This is a genomic window from Candidatus Schekmanbacteria bacterium (assembly GCA_016219965.1).
Taxonomy (GTDB): Bacteria; Schekmanbacteria; GWA2-38-11; order GWA2-38-11; family J061; genus JACRJM01.
In genome coordinates this window covers 59683-78074 of sequence record JACRJM010000007.1, presented here as the reverse complement: position 1 = coordinate 78074, position 18392 = coordinate 59683, and the positions used below count along the sequence as shown (strand labels likewise).

The following is an 18392-nucleotide window of genomic DNA, read 5'->3' as shown; positions in this document are numbered from 1 at the left end:
TATGGAAAAAATATCAATTTCAGTTTCTTTCCCCTGTTACAATGAAGAAAGCAATGTTGAAAAACTGGTTCGCGATGCAAGTCAGTTTCTTCCTTCAATATCGTCCGACTATGAGATAATTGTTGTTGACGACGGCTCAGCAGACAGAACTGCCGAGATAGCTGAAAAACTTGCAAAAGAAATTCCTAATGTAAGAGTTATACGGCACGGAACCAATAAGGGCTATGGTGCGGCTTTAAGGACGGGCTTTGAAAATAGCCGGAAGCAATATCTTTTTTTTACCGATGGTGACAACCAGTTTGACATAACAGAGCTAACTAAGCTGGTCCCTTATACTAAGGATTTTGACATAGTTGCAGGGTACAGGATCAAAAGGCGGGACAATTTCATGCGGCGACTCAATGCGTGGAGCTTTAAGACTCTGGTGAGGATACTTTTTGGATTGAAAATAAGGGATTTAAACTGTGCTTTCAAAATATTCAGAAAAGAAGTCATAGATAACGTGAAAATGGAGTCGAACGGAGCCTTTATAAATGCAGAGATCCATATCGGCGCGAAGAAGAAGGGTTATACCATGAAAGAGGTCGGAGTTAACCATTATCCAAGGCAATGGGGAACTCAGACAGGTGCAAACCCGAGGGTGATTTTTAAAGCTTTCCATGAATTGTATAAGCTGAGGAAAAGGCTTAGTTGAATACAGGTACAAAAAGAATACTATTTTCTATAATTCTGATTTATATTTTTCATATCCTGTCTGTTGCAGGTTTTTATTCCCATGTTAATCTTAAGTCCGGATTCCCAATCCTGAATGATGATTACACTATTCATTATGCTCATGTGGAGCCAACAAAAGCTTTTTTCAGGGACAGCTTCAGTTTATGGGGATATGATCCTTATTTTAATTCAGGAGAACCAAGGAACACAGTCTTTGATGCAGATGCTAAAGCGGCCGAGATCGTGTGCCTTATTTTTTCATTTGCATCTTCTGCGCTCGTTTATAATATTTATGTTCTATCGATCTATTTACTTGCACCTCTTATATTCCTCTGGTCACTCTATAATTTCGGCCTGAAAGGCTGGGGTGCTGTTGCCGGATTTCTTTTTGGGACTTGCTATTGGTGGTCTTATCCGTCTTTCAGATTCAACCTCGCAGGACAGTTCGCATTTATATTTGTTTCCTATCTTACCCTGCTCATACTGTCGCTCTTTTACAGGTATGTCCGGACAGGAGCATACAGATATATAATGCTTTGCGGTCTCATCGGCGGTATTGCCCTTTGTGTACATATCCTTGCGCCTATAAATATCGCAGTTGGAGCAGTTGTCATTTATGGATTGTCATTTAAAAAAATGAGTTTAAAACAGCATCTTGGACTTTTCTCTTGCCTTGTATTCATACTTCTTGTCAACAGTCCATGGATTATTCCCTTTATAAGGTTTTACAAAATGAACAACCTCTCATCTATTGGATGGTTTTTTGGAGAAAAGAACCCGTTCCTTTTTATTGATGCTTATCTTTTAGGAGGCGGGATTCACAGGTATTTAAGGCTTGCTATACTTTTTGCGGCAGTTGGAGGTTTTGTTGTCTGGAAAAAAGAGAAATCTCCGCTTTTTTATCCGCTCGCTATTAATTCTATTATACTTTTCATCTATGTTTTTTTTGGTTCCTATTCTTCTTTGACTTTTTTGCAGAATCCCTGGCGTTACGAGTTTGAAATGAATCTTTTTCTTCTGATTCCAGCCTCTGTCTATATAACTTCAATATTTGGCAATGGGATTATGATGAAACAAAAGATCATATCTTCAATCACATGCATATTCCTTCTGATATGTTTATTCCCTGTTAATGCATTACATGCCATGAAAATTCTTCTGCCATCTCACAGAAATGAAAGAATAATAAAATATGACAGATTAAGCCTGGCAGGAAACAATGGTGTTGAATATTCATTTGAAGAACTTCCGCATAATGACATTCCTCCGGCGGCTTTTGAACTTATTGACTGGATCAAAAATAATACAACCAATGAAGGAAGGATAATGCTTGAAGATTCCTGCTGGCAATCGCGGCATGCCTACTGGGGGAGCCATATTCCCGGAATGTTTCCGCAGTTAACAGGACGGGAGTTCATCGGTGGCCCTATCCCGCAGTATTTTATGATACATCATTATGCGAGTTTCCAGGAAGGGTTTTTCTGTGGGAAGTATCTTGAAAAATATAATGAAGAAGAATTAATGAAGAAAATTGACCAATACAACATCAAGTGGATAATATGTTTTACACCTTATTCTCGGGATTATTTCAGCAAGTTTAATGACAACATTTTCCTTTTGGACAGGGTTGAAAAATTTTATATTTATGAAGTTGACCGAAAGCCTGACTTTTTTATTTCCGGAAAAGGGAATGTAAAAGCTACATATAACCATATCAAACTTTCAGATTTGCCGGAAGGGAATGATGTAATAATCAAATACCACTGGCTTGAAACGCTCAAAACATTTCCTCCAAGGTCTGTTGAAATGGCTCCTGTAGATGATGATCCTGTCGGCTTTATTAAAATAAAGAATGTTCCTAAAGAAATTGAAATATTTAATGCCTATTAATCATTAATCTTATCATGAAGAGGGCATACTATGAATATCTTCGAAGAAGCTCGTAAGAGATTGTCCAAGGCTTTACAGTACATAGAAGTCAGCGATGATGTTATAGAGAAACTTACATATCCCAAATCAACTCTTGATGTTTCCATCCCTGTGCGGATGGATGACGGGTCATTAAAGGTCTTTAATGGATTCAGGGTGATTTATGATGACACAAGAGGTCCCGGAAAAGGAGGAGTAAGATATCATCCAAGGGCCAGCCTCGATGAGGTAAGAGCCCTTGCATTCTGGATGACCTTTAAATGTGCTGCCCTTGGACTTCCTTTTGGAGGTGCAAAGGGAGCGATAATCGTTGACCCTAAAACACTTTCCAAATTTGAGCTTGAAAGACTGAGCAGAGGATATATTGACGCGATTGCAGATTCCATAGGTCCTGACAAAGATATACTTGCTCCTGACATGTACACTAATGCCATGATAATGGGGTGGATGGCTGACCAGTATAATATAATAAGACGTATTCAGTCACCCTGTGTAATTACAGGAAAACCTCTCGAACTTGGCGGCAGTGCAGGAAGGGAAGAAGCGACGGGGAGGGGAGCTTATTATGTAATTAATGAGATGATGAAGAGGGAGGGGAAAAGACCGGAGGATACTACCGTTGCAGTGCAGGGGTTTGGAAATGCGGGCTACTATGTAGCGAAGCTCCTTTATGATGAAGGATATAAAATTGTAGCCATTAGCGATTCAAAGGGAGGAATATTCTCAGGTGACGGTCTCGTGCCTGATGATGTAAAGAAATTCAAGGAAGAAACACGGAAGCTTGAGTTTGTATATTGCGAAGGCTCTGTATGTCACATAGTAAGACATGAAAAGATAAGCAATGAAGAGCTTTTATCCCTAGACGTTGACATACTGATACCTGCTGCCATGGAAAACCAGATTGTTGGCGCCAATGTTTCCAAGGTAAGGGCGAGGACCATAGTTGAAGTTGCAAACGGACCGGTGACAGCTGAGGCAGATGATATCCTATCCACTATGGGAATCCATGTCATTCCCGATATTCTGGCAAACTCCGGCGGAGCTACTGTAAGCTACTTTGAATGGGTTCAGAACAGGGCGGGTTTTTACTGGACTGAAAAGCGTGTCAATACAACCCTTGAGGATATGATCACAAAAGAATATAGAAAAATCTCGGAAATTTCAGGGTTAAAGAAGATAGACCTCAGGACAGCAACATATATCCACGCACTTTCCAGGATTGCAGGAGCAATTGAGGCAAAGGGGACAAAGAGTTTTTTCAGGCATTAATGGCCCATGGTTGATTTTAAAACTTCACAAGAGGTGGAAGAGTTTGGACCATCATTGCCTCCGGTGGAATTCCGATCTTGATTCCTGCAATAAAACCTTTATCCTCTACGAGGTTAAACTCCACCCACTGAGCGCGGGCAGCAAGCACTGCTTCACGGTCTTTCTTGTTGATTTTTAATCCCTTTGTTCTGTCAATGATCTTTGAATATATCTTTATGAAAGTTTCGCCTGTTTCACATAACAGGGGAAAATCTTTTTCATTAAGGTCGAAAGCAATCCCAAGCCCGCCTCCCCGCTGCTTGTTCCGGTAAACAGAATGAAAAAGATTTTTGAGATTGCTGTTAAGCTCTTCATAGTCCTTTCTGTATTTCCTGCAAAGAGACTTCATTGCATTAACGAAAAGTTCCCTTTCTTTTTTTGATTCAAGAAATGGCGAAAGGTCTGTATGTCCCATAAGTCTTCCGGTTTTTCTTTTAAGGAATCTCAGACTCAATGTCCCTACCGGGACTTCAGGGTTAAAAGTATGCGAACATATTTCAAATACCCTAACAGTTGTTTTTTCATTGTAACGCGGGATAATAGTTTCAAAGCGTGAGTCGCTTATTCCCATTTTCTCGAAAATCTTACCCCGTATAGTGTTCACTTCCATGAACCCATCTGCGACATTCCATGTCTGAGTTTGAACAAGAGGGTTCAGCTCCATGGAAGTAAAGTTCTTAAGTGCTTTCTTCTTTGTCCTTGTCATGTAGTCATCAAATTTAGGTAAGATATTCATTTCCTTGCTCCTTCAATATTATTGCTGATGTTTTTATAATTTTTAAAACATATTCAGGTTGAATACTGTCTAAACATTCTCTAGCTCTACAGTCAACAATATTTCCTGGAAGACAGCCATTACACCTTGAAGTGTTGTTCCTTATTATTGTCACGTTGTTAAATGGCGGTGCCCATAGCTCCGGATCAGTAGGTCCAAATATCATGTAGCATTTTAATCCAACTGCTGCCGCAAGGTGGCTGATCCCTGAATCATTCCCAATGAAAGCTCCTTCATTAGCTGAAACCGTTGCCATTACAGAAGAAAGAGTGAGAAGATTAACATTCTCTATAACCGGGTGCTTATAGCCAATCGGTTCTATCAAATATTCCTCTGCAGGACCAATTATGAAGAGTGGTTTAAATCCACAGGACTTTCTTATCTTGTCAGCAAGCTGTAAATAGTTTTCTATCTTCCAGTTTTTTACTGAAGAACCGCTGCCGGGATGGATAAGAAATATTTTATCCGTATCACAATAGCCTAAATCATTTAGAAAAGATTTTCCCTTTAGAATTTCATTTTCAGCGAATATAAGATGGTCATTTGATAAAGACGGCTTGATTCCTAATGGTCGAAGCGGAGAGAAATAGTGAGAGTATAAATTGTTTTTCATTAATTTTCTGATATTGCCCTTTGTTGATATTACAGTTCCGGAGGAGAGATTTCTGAGATTGCCTGAAAAGGTTCCTTCTTCATCATCGAGATATGAAATTATAAGATCAAACCCACTAAGGTAATCTTTGAATTTTTGATTACATTGCGGGAGATTTATAAAAAGTCCTGATATTCCCGCTTGCGAGATTGATGAAACACGGTCAGGTCTGGAGCCTTTTTTTGCTATTTCAGAAAAATCTGAATTGCATATAAGCTCAATGTGTGATGACTGGAATTTATCCCTGATGGCTTTTAGAGGCAAAAGAAATGCGATGAAGTCGCCTAATGAGCCGGGGAATATTATAAGGACTTTTTTTATATTAGTTTGCGCACTCATTAATAAGCGCCGCCGGAACGTCCTGCATGATAGCTTCAAGAGTTGCCGAACATCCGTTACATTTGGTGCATCCTGATCTGGTCTCAAGCGGGTTTAACCCGTATTGGTTAAGCACGCGGGGAAGCTCTTTATATATTCTGATTATTTTTTGCGGATCCGGTGGTGCAATTTTGGCAAGCTCTGTTCCTTCAAGCGGTCTGAATACTGTGAGGTGAGGGATTGCGCCTGCCTTTGCTATTTCTTCCATTCCCTTTATACTGCTTTCAGGAGATTCCAGCCCGACTATAAGCCATGAGCTGGTCTGGTTCTTTCCGAATATTGATGATGCCATTGAAAGTGATTCAAGATAGCGGCTAACCGGGATTTCTCCTTTGCCGGGACATATTTCTTTTCTTATTGTTTCATCATAAATCTCTATATTAAAGCTTATAGAATCAAGACCTGCATCATGAAGTCTTTCTATCATCTTCCCGTCAACCGGACAGAGCTGGGCATATACAGGAAGGTTAGAGACTTCTTTCATTGTTTTTATGGCTTCTAAATAGCTCTCAGCAGATACTTCTTCATTCTCCATAACTCCTGAATTAATATTTATCTCCAGAATGTCTTTTCCAAGTATTCCTTTTTCTTTGAGGGCTGTGAGCACCTCCCTTATTTCTTCAGGTTTTTTGAAAACATAGTTATGTCCTGCATCAAGGGCACAAAACTTACATCCTTTGCCTTCAATTTTGTAAGTGCAAAAATTTGAAAGTGCTGTTCCAAGAATATGCGTGCTGTGCTGCTGCATGATATGGACAACTTTCTTCCCTGCCGATATCTCTATTTCTGTCCATTCCGGGGATTTTATCGGTTCTGCCTGGATTTCAAATCCTTTCCCTGCAATATATCCTTTCCCATCGCGTTCAAAAAAGGTATAGGGAGAGTTGCTTGCAAATGATTCACGCACAGCTAGGTTAGCGATGGTGTTATAGCCGTTAATATTAAGTTTGAAGCATTTCCCATTAGAAAGGGAAGCACGTTTGTTGGTGTAAACGCGCGTCGGGATGATGCATTTCTTGGTTTCCAGGCTTATGCCTTCATCAAGCTTAACGCCATTGCAATAAAGCTCTATTTTGATTGAAAGAGGATCCATTATCGTTCTATAGTTATAAAAAGTTTTTTTGTTGTTGCTCTATTATTTTATTAGTCATTCAATGTCAAGAAAACGGCTATTAAGAAAATAACAGGAGATATAAATGCAAGGATCAAATCTTATATTGTTTCTGGTTCTGATTATTCTTGGTATGCTTGTGGGGAATATAGTTTCTGATCTTTTTCTTCTCATTCCAAGTGATGTTGTGTCTAAGATATTTTCAACCGGGTTTAACGTTACATTAGGGACAACAAAGCTTAATCTTAAGTTTTTCGAGTTTGAGGTGGGATTCAAATTTCTAGTAAATATCGGAACTGCTGGAGGTTTTTTCCTGGGGATTTTTCTGTACAAATGGATAGGGAAATAGGGGATTTGAAATAATGACAATCGAAGAGCTTAAAGATGGGACTTCTGTTGAGAGTTCCTTTGCAGTGAAATGGAAACAGGTTTTTCATAAAAAAAATGGAGAACCATATCTCAGAGTTGTGCTCTGCGACAAAACAGGAGAGATGCCCGCAATAGCCTGGGAATACAAGCCTTCCTATGACCATATAAAGGTTGACGGTGTTTGCAGGATAAAGGGAACAGTAGGAAAATATAATGATAAACTTCAGATTACACTTAGCAATGTTGAGATTGTAAAAGACGAGGACATAGATCCAAGCCTTTTCATCAAGGTTGGTTCCGTGGGAAGTGATCTGTTGTCTGCTGAGATTGACACTATTATCGAATCTGTCACTAATGAGCATCTAAAACTTCTTGCTTTCTCATTCTTTTCTGAGCCAAATTTCAGAGAAAAATTTCTGAAGCATCCGGCAGCAAGGTCCATTCATCATTCATACAGCGGCGGTCTCGCTGAACACACGCTTGCCGTCTGCAGGACATGCAGTTATCTCAGCGGACAATACCCGCTTGACAGGGACATTCTTTTAACGAGTGCACTGCTCCATGATGTAGGTAAACTAAGAGAACTCAAGAGTGCTCTTGCAGTTAATTACACTGATGAGGGAAGGCTTCTTGGCCATATTACCATTGGGATAGGCATGCTCGAAGATAAACTGAAGCAGTTTTCTGATTTTCCTTATGAGATTGCTGTTCAGTTAAAACACATAATCCTTAGCCACCACGGGGAGCTTGAATTCGGCTCACCTGTGAGACCTATGACGATTGAGGCGCTTGCACTTCATTATGCCGACAACCTCGATGCCAAACTGTGGTCATTCAAAGACTGGATTGATTCAAAGCCTGATTCCAATGATCCGCGCTGGACACAGTATTGGCCGGCAATGGACAGGTTTGTGTTCAGGAATAATTCAGGCAGCGATAATAGTTGAGACGGATTTGACTTTATTCTTTTCTGAACCCGATTTTTCTTTTCCTTATTTCCGGTGCCGCTATAAGCTGTCGTATGGCGTCAAAGACAATCCTGAATTGTGCGTCATATTTCTTTTCCATTTCATCCAGCTTTTTTGCAAGCTCTTTATGGGTACCGATTATTTCTCGCAGTTTTACAAAAGCCCTCATGATAGTGATATTGACCTGTACCGCCCGTTCGCTGTTCAACACACTTGAGAGCATCGCGACGCCCTGTTCGGTAAAAGCGTAGGGCAAATATTTTCTGTGTTGTCCGCGTCCTCTTTTTAAGGTCACAAATTGTGATCTTAGAAAGCTGTTTTCTTCTTTAGTGAGCTGAAACATAAAATCATATGGAAAACGGACAATGTTTCTCTGAACAGCTTGGTTTAACACTCGTATTTCTACGTCATATAACTCTGCTAAATCCCAATCAAGTATAACCTTTTGGCCACGAATCAATAATATCTTTTTTTCTATTACTTCTATTGGAATAAGTGCTTTCATAAATCTCTCCAATCCAAGATATCAGTTTGTAATTGTAATATTATAATATAAAATAATATAAATATAGCAATAAAAAGCGTATTATATTATTGCAATCTTAAAATGGTTTTTTAACCTCATTAAAAAACTATATGATGGACAGGTTTGTGTTCAGGACATTTCGTACAGAGGAAGAAAAATAACAGCATGGGAGTGTGTACATTTCGCTTCAATCATCAAGTGGTTTTATAAGGGAGATTTTTGAATAGCTGTATTTCCGTAAAGAAGGGATTGCAGCCATGAAACTTTCAATTTGATTTAAAATAACATTATTAAAAAAACTATCTTAACTCACGTAAAATACAATCTATAATAAGAGGTTGATTCCCATTTTTAATATACTCATTTTTCAGTAAATCAGTTGAAATAATATCCACCACACTTTCAAAATCTCTTACAGTCCCTATATAATTTATCAAGTTACAAATAACAACTAAGAAAGATATTGCAAGTGTTATATAAAAAACAAAATTATAATTTTGAGTAAGTGCATAATGAGCAACTATCCAAACAGGAACTGCTATAATTGCACCGATTAAAGCGGTCCCTAGTCCATGAGATATGTCACCCAATCTATCAGTAAGTGAATCTGCAGATTTAATTATTTCATTAGAGTTTCTTCTTTCGTGCCAAATTACCGCTTGGATACGCCATGCACCATTTCGAGAAAGTTCATTTATTTTAAATTCTTGCTTATTTTCTCGATTTTGTAATTTTAGCCAACCTCTACTTATAGAATCACTTAATTGACTATGATGATTAACTACTAATGAATCAAACATTCTACTTTTATATAAAGTACGATAGAAAATTCCTAATATAAACCCGATACCACCAGAAGCTAAAAATATTGATATCGGGAAGCTAATATTTACTGCGATATCTTTTAGAAATTTAACAAATTCAGTACTTGCAGATATTAGTAGATAGGAAAAGACCTCTATTAAGAAAACCAGACCTGGTAGTACATATCTTAAAAATCTCCTAGCGTCTTCCATATAGATAGTTCTTAGAGTTTAATATTCTTGAAGAAAGTTACATTTAATTCATTTGCAATGATTCTAATAGGTTTATAATTTCATTGTCAATCCTTGATTTGCAGGGTTGATTTATAAGAAATCATCAAGCGACTGAAGGCGGCTCAAATCAGGGGGCGTCAAACTGAGATGCGCACAATTTAGGAGCAGTCATTGATACACAGATGAAATAAGAGATATCTTTCACAAGGGTGGCTCAATTTTCAGCGGAGGAATTCAATATTATATGTGCAGGTCATAGATGCTTTTACCGGCTCCATAATAGGAATCGTAAATATGCTGGTATGTTGATGTGCATATTTTTCCGAATATATCCTTCGAGTAGCTTTCAGGAAGCATATTATCAAGAACAGTTTCTATTGTAAAAAGCACCTGGGCGCGAGTCTGTTGTTTCTTTCTCCAGTCGAGGACAAGTTTTTCTTCTTTAAGTTTTTCAAGGAGTTCTTTGCAGGCTGATTTTACCTGTTGGCTTTCCTTTTTATTGATGTCAGGCTTTTTAAGGAGGTCGAAGACTGCAAGCTCCTCTTCAGATAGGCTTTCAGCAATACCACGCTTATCCTCTTCATTAAGATTCTGTGCGAATTCAAGCAGTTCATCAAAGAAACTTTCTATATTTACAGCACCTGAATTGTATTCATCTAAAAGACTCTGGAATTTCTCAAGAAAATCAATTCTTGTTTTATTTAACCGCACCATCTTTGTTAGTTTGGAATTAATTTTCCACTTCAATATTTCAACTTGGATATGCTTATGCTCTTTGGCAAATTTTTTCCTGAGAGCTTCCAAATCAATCTTTGAAAGGTCAATTCTGTAAGGTTCGCCATCATCTTCATAAAGTTGTTCTATCACATACCCTTCAGCTTCTATGGAGTCATCCAGAATTTTTTCGATCTTGCCTGTAACGACTGAGATATCTGTTTCTTCTGTCATTGAGCGTATCTTTTCAGCAATTGCATTAAGCAAAGCACATCTCTCATAAAACTTATTGGCTTTCGTGTCCGGAAGAATTGCCTTGAAAAACTTTTTCACTACACCAGCAAGAAAGAGATATCTGTTTTTTGATTCATCATTTATCAGTATTGCATCCACCGCATCAACTAAGAGTTTTATCTTTTCAAGTTTATTTGCCTTGATTATCTTTTCACTATCTATCCCACGCTCTTTAAGGAACTGCTCCGTATCAGCAAGCGCCTGCTCAAGTTCTTTGATAAGCTCATCTTTAGGTTTTATTGGGGTATCACCAGTCCTGATTCCTCCACCAGCTCCTGAACCATAGATGGCAAGGGCTTTCTGGAGTTCCCTGAATATGCCAATGTAATCCACTATTAGACCATTTGTCTTATTTCTAAACACTCTGTTTGCCCGGGCAATAGTTTGCATGAGCGTGTGATTTTTCATGGGCTTATCAAGGTAGATGGTGGACAATGATTGCACATCAAAACCTGTCATCCACATGGCGCAAACAAATACAATTCTGAAAGGGTTATCAGGGTCTTTAAACTTCTCAGCAAGGTCTTCTTTAACCATCCGTTCACGGTGTTTCTTTATGTCCAGCTTGAGCTTTCGAAATTTCTCTATCTCGTTCTGCTCGCTGCTTACCACGACAGCCATGTCGGTCTCTTCCATGTACCTTATTTTCTTTTCAATCAGTTCCCTGCCACTTTTCATCCCATTGGCTTTTGTTTTAAGCTCCTCAATATACTTTCCCCAGTATTTCTGCACCTTGTCATACATTTTGACTGCCGTAGGCTTATCAATGGATACAACCATTGCCTTCCCCTGATATCCCCTGTTTGCAAAGTGCCCGACTATGTCCTCAGCAATCTTATTAAGGCGGTCATCTCTTGTGATAATGTGGTATTGTCGTGCAAATTCCCTCTGAAGCTTTTCTTCTTGCTCGTCATCGAGCATTGCCTCCTCGATAATCTTCTGGAGGTCATCGTTCAGGTCTTCATTTTTTAACTGAACTTCGGGAATCCGATTTTCGTAGTAGAGTGGGACTGTTGCGTTATCATCAACTGACTGCTTGAAATTATAAATGCTGATATAGTCGCCAAAGGTTTTCTTTGTAAGCTCCTCGCCTACCATGAGAGGCGTTCCTGTAAATGCTATAAAGGCAGCATTGGGCAGGGCTTTCCTCATGTTCATGGCGAGAAGGTCATACTGGCTTCTGTGTGCTTCATCGGTGATGACAATGATGTCTGAGCGGTCTGATACTTTCTCATTTATATCGCCGAACTTATGAATGAGAGTGAAGATGTTCCGGTGGTTCTCCTTCAGGAGTTGTTCAAGGTGTTTTCCGCTTTCGGCATGAACTTCCTGCTCAGTAACAGCTCCGCAGTTTGCAAAGTTCTTGTAAATCTGATTGTCAAGCTCTTTTCTGTCGGTGACAATCAGGAAGGTATAATTTCCTTCAAACTTCCTCAATATCTTCTGGGAGAAGAATATCATGGAAAAGCTCTTCCCACTTCCCTGTGTGTGCCAAAATACTCCCAGCCTTCCCTCTTGTTCTTTTATTTTCCCGAAGGACTCGATAGCGTTGTTTACGCCGAGGTATTGATGGTTCTTAGCAATTACTTTGATGAGTGCACCACCTGTGTCCTGATAGAGGACAAAGTTTTCCAATAAGTCTATGAACTTTATTTTATTGCAGGTTCCTTTGATTATAGTTTCAAGAGAGACTATACCTTCCTCTCCTTCGCTGTTAATCTTCTTCCATTCACTGAAGTGCTCATAATCAGCCGAAATCGAACCTATCCTGCTTTCTGCTCCATTTGAAATAATGATAAAAGCGTTGTACCAGAAAAGCTGTGGTATGGTGTCTTTATAGTCCGTAAGGTTGTCTTTGAAAGCATTTTCAAGCTTCTTGTGAACAGCTTTTAACTCTATGAATATGAGAGGAAGACCATTTACGAACCCCACAAGGTCAGCCCGCCTCTTATACATTTCTCCTGTCACCCAGAGCTGAGAAGTAAGTAAGAAATCATTGTTGCCATGATTTTTGAAATCTATAACTTTGATTATTTCCACTTCTTCGCTTCCATCCGCATTTCGCATTGAGACCTTAACCCCGTCCCGCAGCATCCTGTAAATTTCCCTGTTGACATGGGCTGGATTCATAGCTCTTCTGTCACGGGTTAACTCTTCGATGGCAAGGGCTATAGTCTCAGGAGTGGCAGAATGATTTAATTTGACAAGTGCTTCTTTGAGTCTTTCAACTATAACAACTTCGGATGGCGTGTCTCTTCCCAGAGTTCCGTTGTCTCCGAAGGTCTCATTGTAGCAGTATTTGTAATCATATCCGAGTGATTGAAATAACTCTATGGTGGGCTGTTCTATAAGTTCATCTTCGCTATAATAGGTCATTCAGCAGTCTCTAAGAAATGTTTTTTGAGTTTTGATACGGATTCAATACAGTCGTCAATGATAATAAGTGAACTGTAAATAAGTTGTTCATCTCTTTCAGGCACAAAGGGGAATTTCCCTCCATGGAAGATATTATTTCTTACAGTATTAGGTATGTCCATTGTTGATACCTGAGTTAATATCTAAGTCCTCAACATCAATCTCACCACTGATGAGTTTAGGTAAAAGAAGGTCACGAGTGCGACGGAGGTTGGCATTTCTTTGTTGCAGGTTTCTAACATTATCAAGTAGTGGTTCTACCATTACTGACAACTCTTGCATTAAAATTACCGGTGGACGTAGTGTAGGAAAATTTTTTAATACCACTTGGCTGATATTCTGTTGTGCAGCGCCCTGCCCAAGTCCAATCAGTTTATCTCGGTTTTCTCGCAGAAATAAAAAAGCAAAAGCTCGACCAAATTCTACTTCTTTTGGCAAGATGGCAACGCATGCTTGATTAGTGGCAGCCGGCATGGATAGAATTCCGAGCTTGCCAATTGTTGCTCCGTAGATTGCCAAAATTACCGTGTTTTCAGGGAATAGCTTTGCCGATGATTTTTGCATTCCAAAATCTGTAATTGTTTCTTCTGTTTCCAGTATGAATCCATCATTTAACTCGCGAGTTTTAATCCACGGATGAGCTCCTCCGTAATACCCTGCAACTTTTCTACTTGGTGTCCCTCCCGAACTCGTCATATAGAGTTCACTGAAATTAACAACCTCCCACCCCTCGGGTATCATTCCCATTTCTGACTTGACCATCTTCACCTTCTCATGCCCTGGGAAGCAGAAGTTGACAAACCACTCCCGATAAATCATCTGCGCCATTTTTTCCAGAATCTTGATGCGACGGTGGTTGTTCTCAATTAGGTCATCATAGACAGAAAGGATAGTAGCAATTTTGCGTTGGGTATTAACATTATGATGATACTCAATTGGATGATTCCTTAAGAATTCAAGGCTAACGAAAGGCTGTGCCGAACCAGTTCGGCGGCTTTTTATTTCGCCTTGAAATTTTGGGCTAATAATATAATAGAATAAATATCTGTTATCAATTTTAGAAGAGTTTGGTTTAAATAATGCGATGTTTTTTATACTAAATTCTATGTTTGTTTTTATAAAGGCAGCTTCACCTAATGAAGCACCTATATGAGCAAATAGAGTATCTCCTTTCTCTGGTTTCGAGCGAGCAATTACTTTTAAATGGTCTTCATAACTAATATATTCACAATTTTCAAAGTCGATAATTTCACCAACTATTTCCTTTGCTTTTATAAATGGAATACCGCTCTCCAAAGTTTTGGGAGTATCATGCGTGCCATCAGTAACCAGAAAACATGCATCACTTAAAGTTGAACGTATTTTTTCCATTTTATTCAATGTTATTTTTCCAACAATTCAAGTAGGTTATTTGCTATCCTTTCCTCTAACTCTCTCGCCTCAACATTCAACAACTCCAATTCTTCGTTTAGCTCCTCAAGCCTCTCATAGAAATCAAAATCATCCGCTTCTTTCTCAGTAAACCCTACATGCCGTCCGGGATTAAGCGAGTAGCCATGTTCTTTTATTTCTTTAATGGGAACAACCTTGCAAAGCCCTGCAATGTCCTGATACTTCCCCTTGGGAAAGTTCTCTTTCATAAGCTTTTGGCTTCCGTTGTCCGTTTCAACACCTTCTCCCCGATAGAGCCTAACAATGTTAGATATAAACTCAATCTGCTCTGGCAGGAAATCCCTGTGGGCACGGTCTATCTGGTTAAAGATGTGGCGGGCATCTATAAAAAGAACTTTATATTTGCGGTCTGTCTTTACTTTGCCTTTGTCAAAGAACCAGAGAGTGCAGGGCAGCGTAACTGTGTAAAAGAAGTTTGAACCTATGGAAATCATCACATCAACAGTATTTCCTTCAATCATATTCTGCCGTATCTCAAGCTCAGACTGCCTTGCATCGCTTGCCGAGTTAGCCATTACGAAACCTGCCCTGCCGTTATCATTCAGGGCGCTCAGGAATATCTCAATCCAGAGATAGTTGCCGTTGTCTGGTTTTGGTATTCCGTAAGAGAATCTTTTGTCCTTGCTTATCTTCTCCTTGTCAATTCCATTCACATTGAAAGGAGGATTTGCCATAACGAAATCGAACTTCCCGAAGGAGTTATGCAGGTCTTCGTAGTATGTGTTTCCCTGTCTGATGTCTCCTGACAGACCGTGCACGGCAAGGTTCATCCTGCATAGCCGAACAGTTTCTGCGGTCTTTTCTTGACCATAGACCATGATTTCTGAACTTGGTCTCTTTTTGTGCCGTTCTACGAACTTTGCGCTTTGGACAAACATGCCACCTGAACCGCAGGCAGGGTCATAAATTCTTCCGTGGTAGGGCTCAATGACATCTACAATGAGTTTAACAAGAGATATAGGAGTAAAGAACTCTCCACCACGCTGCCCTTCGCTCATTGCAAACTTGCCAAGGAAGTATTCATAGATTTTCCCGAAGACATCGCCTTCCATGTCCATCGCTATACTTGAAAATTGTTTAAGCAGAGCAACGAGGACATCATTTTCAAGGCGGTTGTAGGTTTTAGGAAGCACATCCTTTAATTCTTCATTCTGCTCTTCAATCGCTTTCATGGCGTCATTTATTGCCTTGCCTATGTTTTCGCCTTCCGGGAGTTTCAGCAAAGTTGAAAAGCGGGAAATTTCAGGAAGAAACATCACTCCCTTTTCTTGAAAGTCTGTCTTTGAAATTGCCCTGCGGCTTCCTGCAGGTTGATGCTTCTTTATCTCCTCCTCAACAGCAGTGAACTTGTAGTCAGCATAACGAAGGAAGATAAGACCAAGAACAGGAACCGAATACTCAGAGGATTTAAGTTTTGAATTTGCCCTTAGTTGGTCTGCTGCCTCCCAGAGCTTTTTTTCAATATCGTTATGATTGCCTGCCATTAGTTACTCAAATTTTAACTTTATTAATTCGTCTTCTAATTTGGATATTTTTTCTTGGATTTGATAAAGTTCCTTTATTTCTGATAGGTCTGTAATATTTTCAACATATCTTTTATTTAGTTCAATTAGTTTAATAAATGGTTCCTTAAGAACTTCGAATTTTTCTGTTTGGTAATCTTTTGCCAATATATCAAGCATTCTGTTTATTAAGTTAAAATGCCTGTATAATGCGTTGATAAATATTGTGAAATCAGGGTCATCTTTTAAAGAGTTAGCTACCTCACTCCATAATGCTTTTTTTGAAGAATCATCTAAATTATAATATGGCATTGTGATTATTGCTTTCCCGTCGGGTAGCGGCTTATAAGCTTCTTCGTTAATTTGTTTTTTCCTTTCAAAATTAAACTTTATTTCATTTTCAATTACCTTGAGCATATTTATAGTATTTTGAAGTGATTCTACTTTTTCAGAGTTTGATTCCTTATGCTCTCTCAATCTTTCAAGATAAAGAGCAAATAAAAATCCCAAGAAAGCTCCAAAAAACGTTCCTACTATATTTGTATTTATTAAGTTCCAAATCATAGGGAAGTATGTGAGAAAAAAAAGAATCCAAAAATCATAAGCAACGGTAAAGAAAGCTGTAAAAGTATTCAACATCTTTCCTGTTATTTCTCGTTATTTAAGCGTTTTATAATATAGCAGGATTATTCCTTTTTATTATCTGAAGCAAGGAATTAAATCAATTGGATTTGCGTTACTGCTGTTGTATAGCGCCAAAAACAACCTTGATTTCAGCATGTTCTCTTTTCAAGGTGCCAAAATGGCGACATAAAGAGATATGTTCATCTGAGGTAAATTCACACAAGAAATGGCGTATAGACAAAGTCCGGAGGGAATACCTTTCCCGGGTTCATTATCTCAGTAGGGTCAAAGGATTTCTTTACACGCCACATGAGATTTAGATATTCCTGATTTAGCTCCATTGAAATGTAGGGGGATTTTGTTATCCCTATCCCATGCTCTCCTGAGATGGTTCCCCCTGCCTTCAGTGTTGCTGCAAATATCTCTTCAACAGCTTTTTCTACCCTTCCCATTTCTTCTTTATTTTCCCTGTCAGTCATGATGTTGGTATGGATATTCCCGTCACCTGCGTGTCCAAAGCAGATTATTGAAAGCCTGTATTTATCTGCGATTTTATAGACCTCATCAAGGATATCGGGAATTTTATTGCGGGGCACCGTGATGTCCTCGTTTATCTTTGTTTTTGATAATCTTCCGATGGCAGAGGAAACTCCACGTCTTACAGTCCAGAGCTTTTCCATTTCTTCATTTGTTGAAGCTGTCCTTATGTCAACAGGATTTTTTCTCCTGCATATTTCTTCAGCTTTTCTGCTTTTTGAAGCTACATCTTCTTTAGAGCCATCCACTTCAATAAGAAGGAGTGCCTTGCATTCATCAGGAATGCCAAGGTTAAGATAATTGCTAACAGTCTTAATACAGGTGTAGTCCATGAACTCAAGCGTTGATGGGATTATGCGGGCTGCAGTAAGCTCGGAGACTGTCGTAGCTGCATCCCTTATCGATTTGAAAAGCGCGAGTATGCACTGCCTTTGCTCAGGCATAGGGATGAGTTTAAGTGTTGCCTTTGTGATTATACCCAATGTTCCTTCAGAGCCCGCTATAAGACGGGTCAAATCAAAGCCAACAACGCTCTTTGCTGTTTTTGCGCCGCTTTTTATTACTATTCCCGGAGGAGTGACAATATTAACGCTTAGCAAATAGTCCCTTGTGACTCCATATTTCGCCGCTCTCGGGCCTCCGGAACATTCTGCGATATTTCCGCCAATAGTTGAAAACTTCAAACTTGCCGGATCAGGAGGATAGAAAAGCCCTTTTTTCTCTACAGCCTGCTGGAGTTTTTCAGTTATCACTCCGGGCTCAACCTCAACAGTGAGGTTATCTTCGTCTATGTTTATTATCCTGTCCATCTTAGCCATACAGACAACGAGGCCGCCTTTGACAGGTAAACTTCCCCCCGTAAATCCTGAGCCTGCTCCGCGCGGAAAAACAGGGATATTATATCTGAAAGCTGTTTTTATAATTTCCACAACTTCCGCTTCACTTAGAGGAAAAATAACTGCATCGGGCAGATAGGGAAGGTTTGCAGCATCATAGGAGTAGCAGACAAGGTCTTCTCTTGCAGTTGAAAAGCGTTCTTTCCCGACTATGTCTCTAAATTGCTTTTGAGCTTCAACATCAATCATTT

General features: G+C 39.3%; 16 protein-coding genes. 5 read left to right on the top strand and 11 right to left on the bottom strand.

Features of this window, described 5'->3' with window-relative positions; translation table 11 throughout:
* Window position 1 precedes the first annotated feature (1 nt).
* The 3 genes from HZA77_08855 to HZA77_08845 are packed head-to-tail and all read left to right on the top strand — an operon-like array spanning window position 2 to window position 3912.
* The gene (locus tag HZA77_08855; GenBank protein MBI5375531.1) at window positions 2–694 is read left to right on the top strand and encodes a glycosyltransferase family 2 protein; all 693 of its coding nucleotides are present in this window, start codon (window positions 2–4) and stop codon (window positions 692–694) included.
* A complete protein-coding gene (locus HZA77_08850; protein MBI5375530.1) occupies window positions 691–2604 on the top strand; it encodes a hypothetical protein in 1914 nt (637 codons plus the stop codon). Before HZA77_08855 ends, HZA77_08850 begins: the two co-directional genes overlap by 4 nt.
* Before the next feature lie 30 nt (window positions 2605–2634).
* Complete coding sequence (locus HZA77_08845) at window positions 2635–3912, top strand: Glu/Leu/Phe/Val dehydrogenase (GenBank protein MBI5375529.1); 1278 nt, start codon at window positions 2635–2637, stop codon at window positions 3910–3912.
* A 16-nt stretch (window positions 3913–3928) separates the two neighbouring features.
* On the opposite strand, the gene HZA77_08840 is transcribed toward HZA77_08845, so the two are convergent.
* Genes HZA77_08840 through HZA77_08830 form a run of 3 tightly spaced genes read right to left on the bottom strand, consistent with a single transcriptional unit; the run spans window position 3929 to window position 6849 of the window.
* Entirely contained in the window at window positions 3929–4687 is a 759-nt protein-coding gene (locus HZA77_08840) for a coproporphyrinogen III oxidase (GenBank protein MBI5375528.1), read from the bottom strand.
* Entirely contained in the window at window positions 4671–5717 is a 1047-nt protein-coding gene (locus HZA77_08835; GenBank protein MBI5375527.1) for a glycosyltransferase family 9 protein, read from the bottom strand. Before HZA77_08835 ends, HZA77_08840 begins: the two co-directional genes overlap by 17 nt.
* Window positions 5701–6849 (bottom strand): hypothetical protein, encoded by a 1149-nt coding sequence (locus HZA77_08830; GenBank protein MBI5375526.1) that lies wholly within the window; start codon window positions 6847–6849, stop codon window positions 5701–5703. Before HZA77_08830 ends, HZA77_08835 begins: the two co-directional genes overlap by 17 nt.
* Before the next feature lie 103 nt (window positions 6850–6952).
* On the opposite strand from HZA77_08830, the gene HZA77_08825 reads away from it, so the two are divergent.
* Both HZA77_08825 and HZA77_08820 read left to right on the top strand, forming a co-directional pair.
* Entirely contained in the window at window positions 6953–7216 is a 264-nt protein-coding gene (locus HZA77_08825) for a DUF4321 domain-containing protein (GenBank protein MBI5375525.1), read from the top strand.
* A 13-nt stretch (window positions 7217–7229) separates the two neighbouring features.
* Window positions 7230–8183, top strand: coding sequence for an HD domain-containing protein (locus HZA77_08820; GenBank protein MBI5375524.1), 954 nt, complete (start codon window positions 7230–7232; stop codon window positions 8181–8183).
* A 13-nt stretch (window positions 8184–8196) separates the two neighbouring features.
* On the opposite strand, the gene HZA77_08815 is transcribed toward HZA77_08820, so the two are convergent.
* The 8 genes from HZA77_08815 to HZA77_08780 all read right to left on the bottom strand — a co-directional run bounded on the left by HZA77_08815 (window position 8197) and on the right by HZA77_08780 (window position 18390).
* Window positions 8197–8709 (bottom strand): ORF6N domain-containing protein, encoded by a 513-nt coding sequence (locus HZA77_08815; protein ID MBI5375523.1) that lies wholly within the window; start codon window positions 8707–8709, stop codon window positions 8197–8199.
* A gap of 320 nt (window positions 8710–9029) precedes the next feature.
* Window positions 9030–9746, bottom strand: a complete 717-nt coding sequence (locus HZA77_08810; protein MBI5375522.1) for a hypothetical protein — start codon at window positions 9744–9746, stop codon at window positions 9030–9032.
* 261 nt (window positions 9747–10007) lie between these two features.
* A complete protein-coding gene (locus HZA77_08805) occupies window positions 10008–13151 on the bottom strand; it encodes a type I restriction endonuclease subunit R (GenBank protein MBI5375521.1) in 3144 nt (1047 codons plus the stop codon).
* The gene (locus HZA77_08800) at window positions 13148–13312 is read right to left on the bottom strand and encodes a hypothetical protein (GenBank protein ID MBI5375520.1); all 165 of its coding nucleotides are present in this window, start codon (window positions 13310–13312) and stop codon (window positions 13148–13150) included. Before HZA77_08800 ends, HZA77_08805 begins: the two co-directional genes overlap by 4 nt.
* Complete coding sequence (locus HZA77_08795; GenBank protein MBI5375519.1) at window positions 13299–14570, bottom strand: restriction endonuclease subunit S; 1272 nt, start codon at window positions 14568–14570, stop codon at window positions 13299–13301. The genes HZA77_08800 and HZA77_08795 overlap by 14 nt, the downstream gene beginning before the upstream one ends.
* A 2-nt stretch (window positions 14571–14572) precedes the next feature.
* A complete protein-coding gene (locus HZA77_08790; GenBank protein ID MBI5375518.1) occupies window positions 14573–16126 on the bottom strand; it encodes an SAM-dependent DNA methyltransferase in 1554 nt (517 codons plus the stop codon).
* A gap of 3 nt (window positions 16127–16129) precedes the next feature.
* Window positions 16130–16783: a hypothetical protein gene (locus tag HZA77_08785; protein MBI5375517.1), complete on the bottom strand. Its 654-nt coding sequence runs from the start codon at window positions 16781–16783 to the stop codon at window positions 16130–16132.
* A 200-nt stretch (window positions 16784–16983) separates the two neighbouring features.
* Window positions 16984–18390, bottom strand: coding sequence for an FAD-binding protein (locus HZA77_08780; protein ID MBI5375516.1), 1407 nt, complete (start codon window positions 18388–18390; stop codon window positions 16984–16986).
* Window positions 18391–18392: the final 2 nt, after the last annotated feature.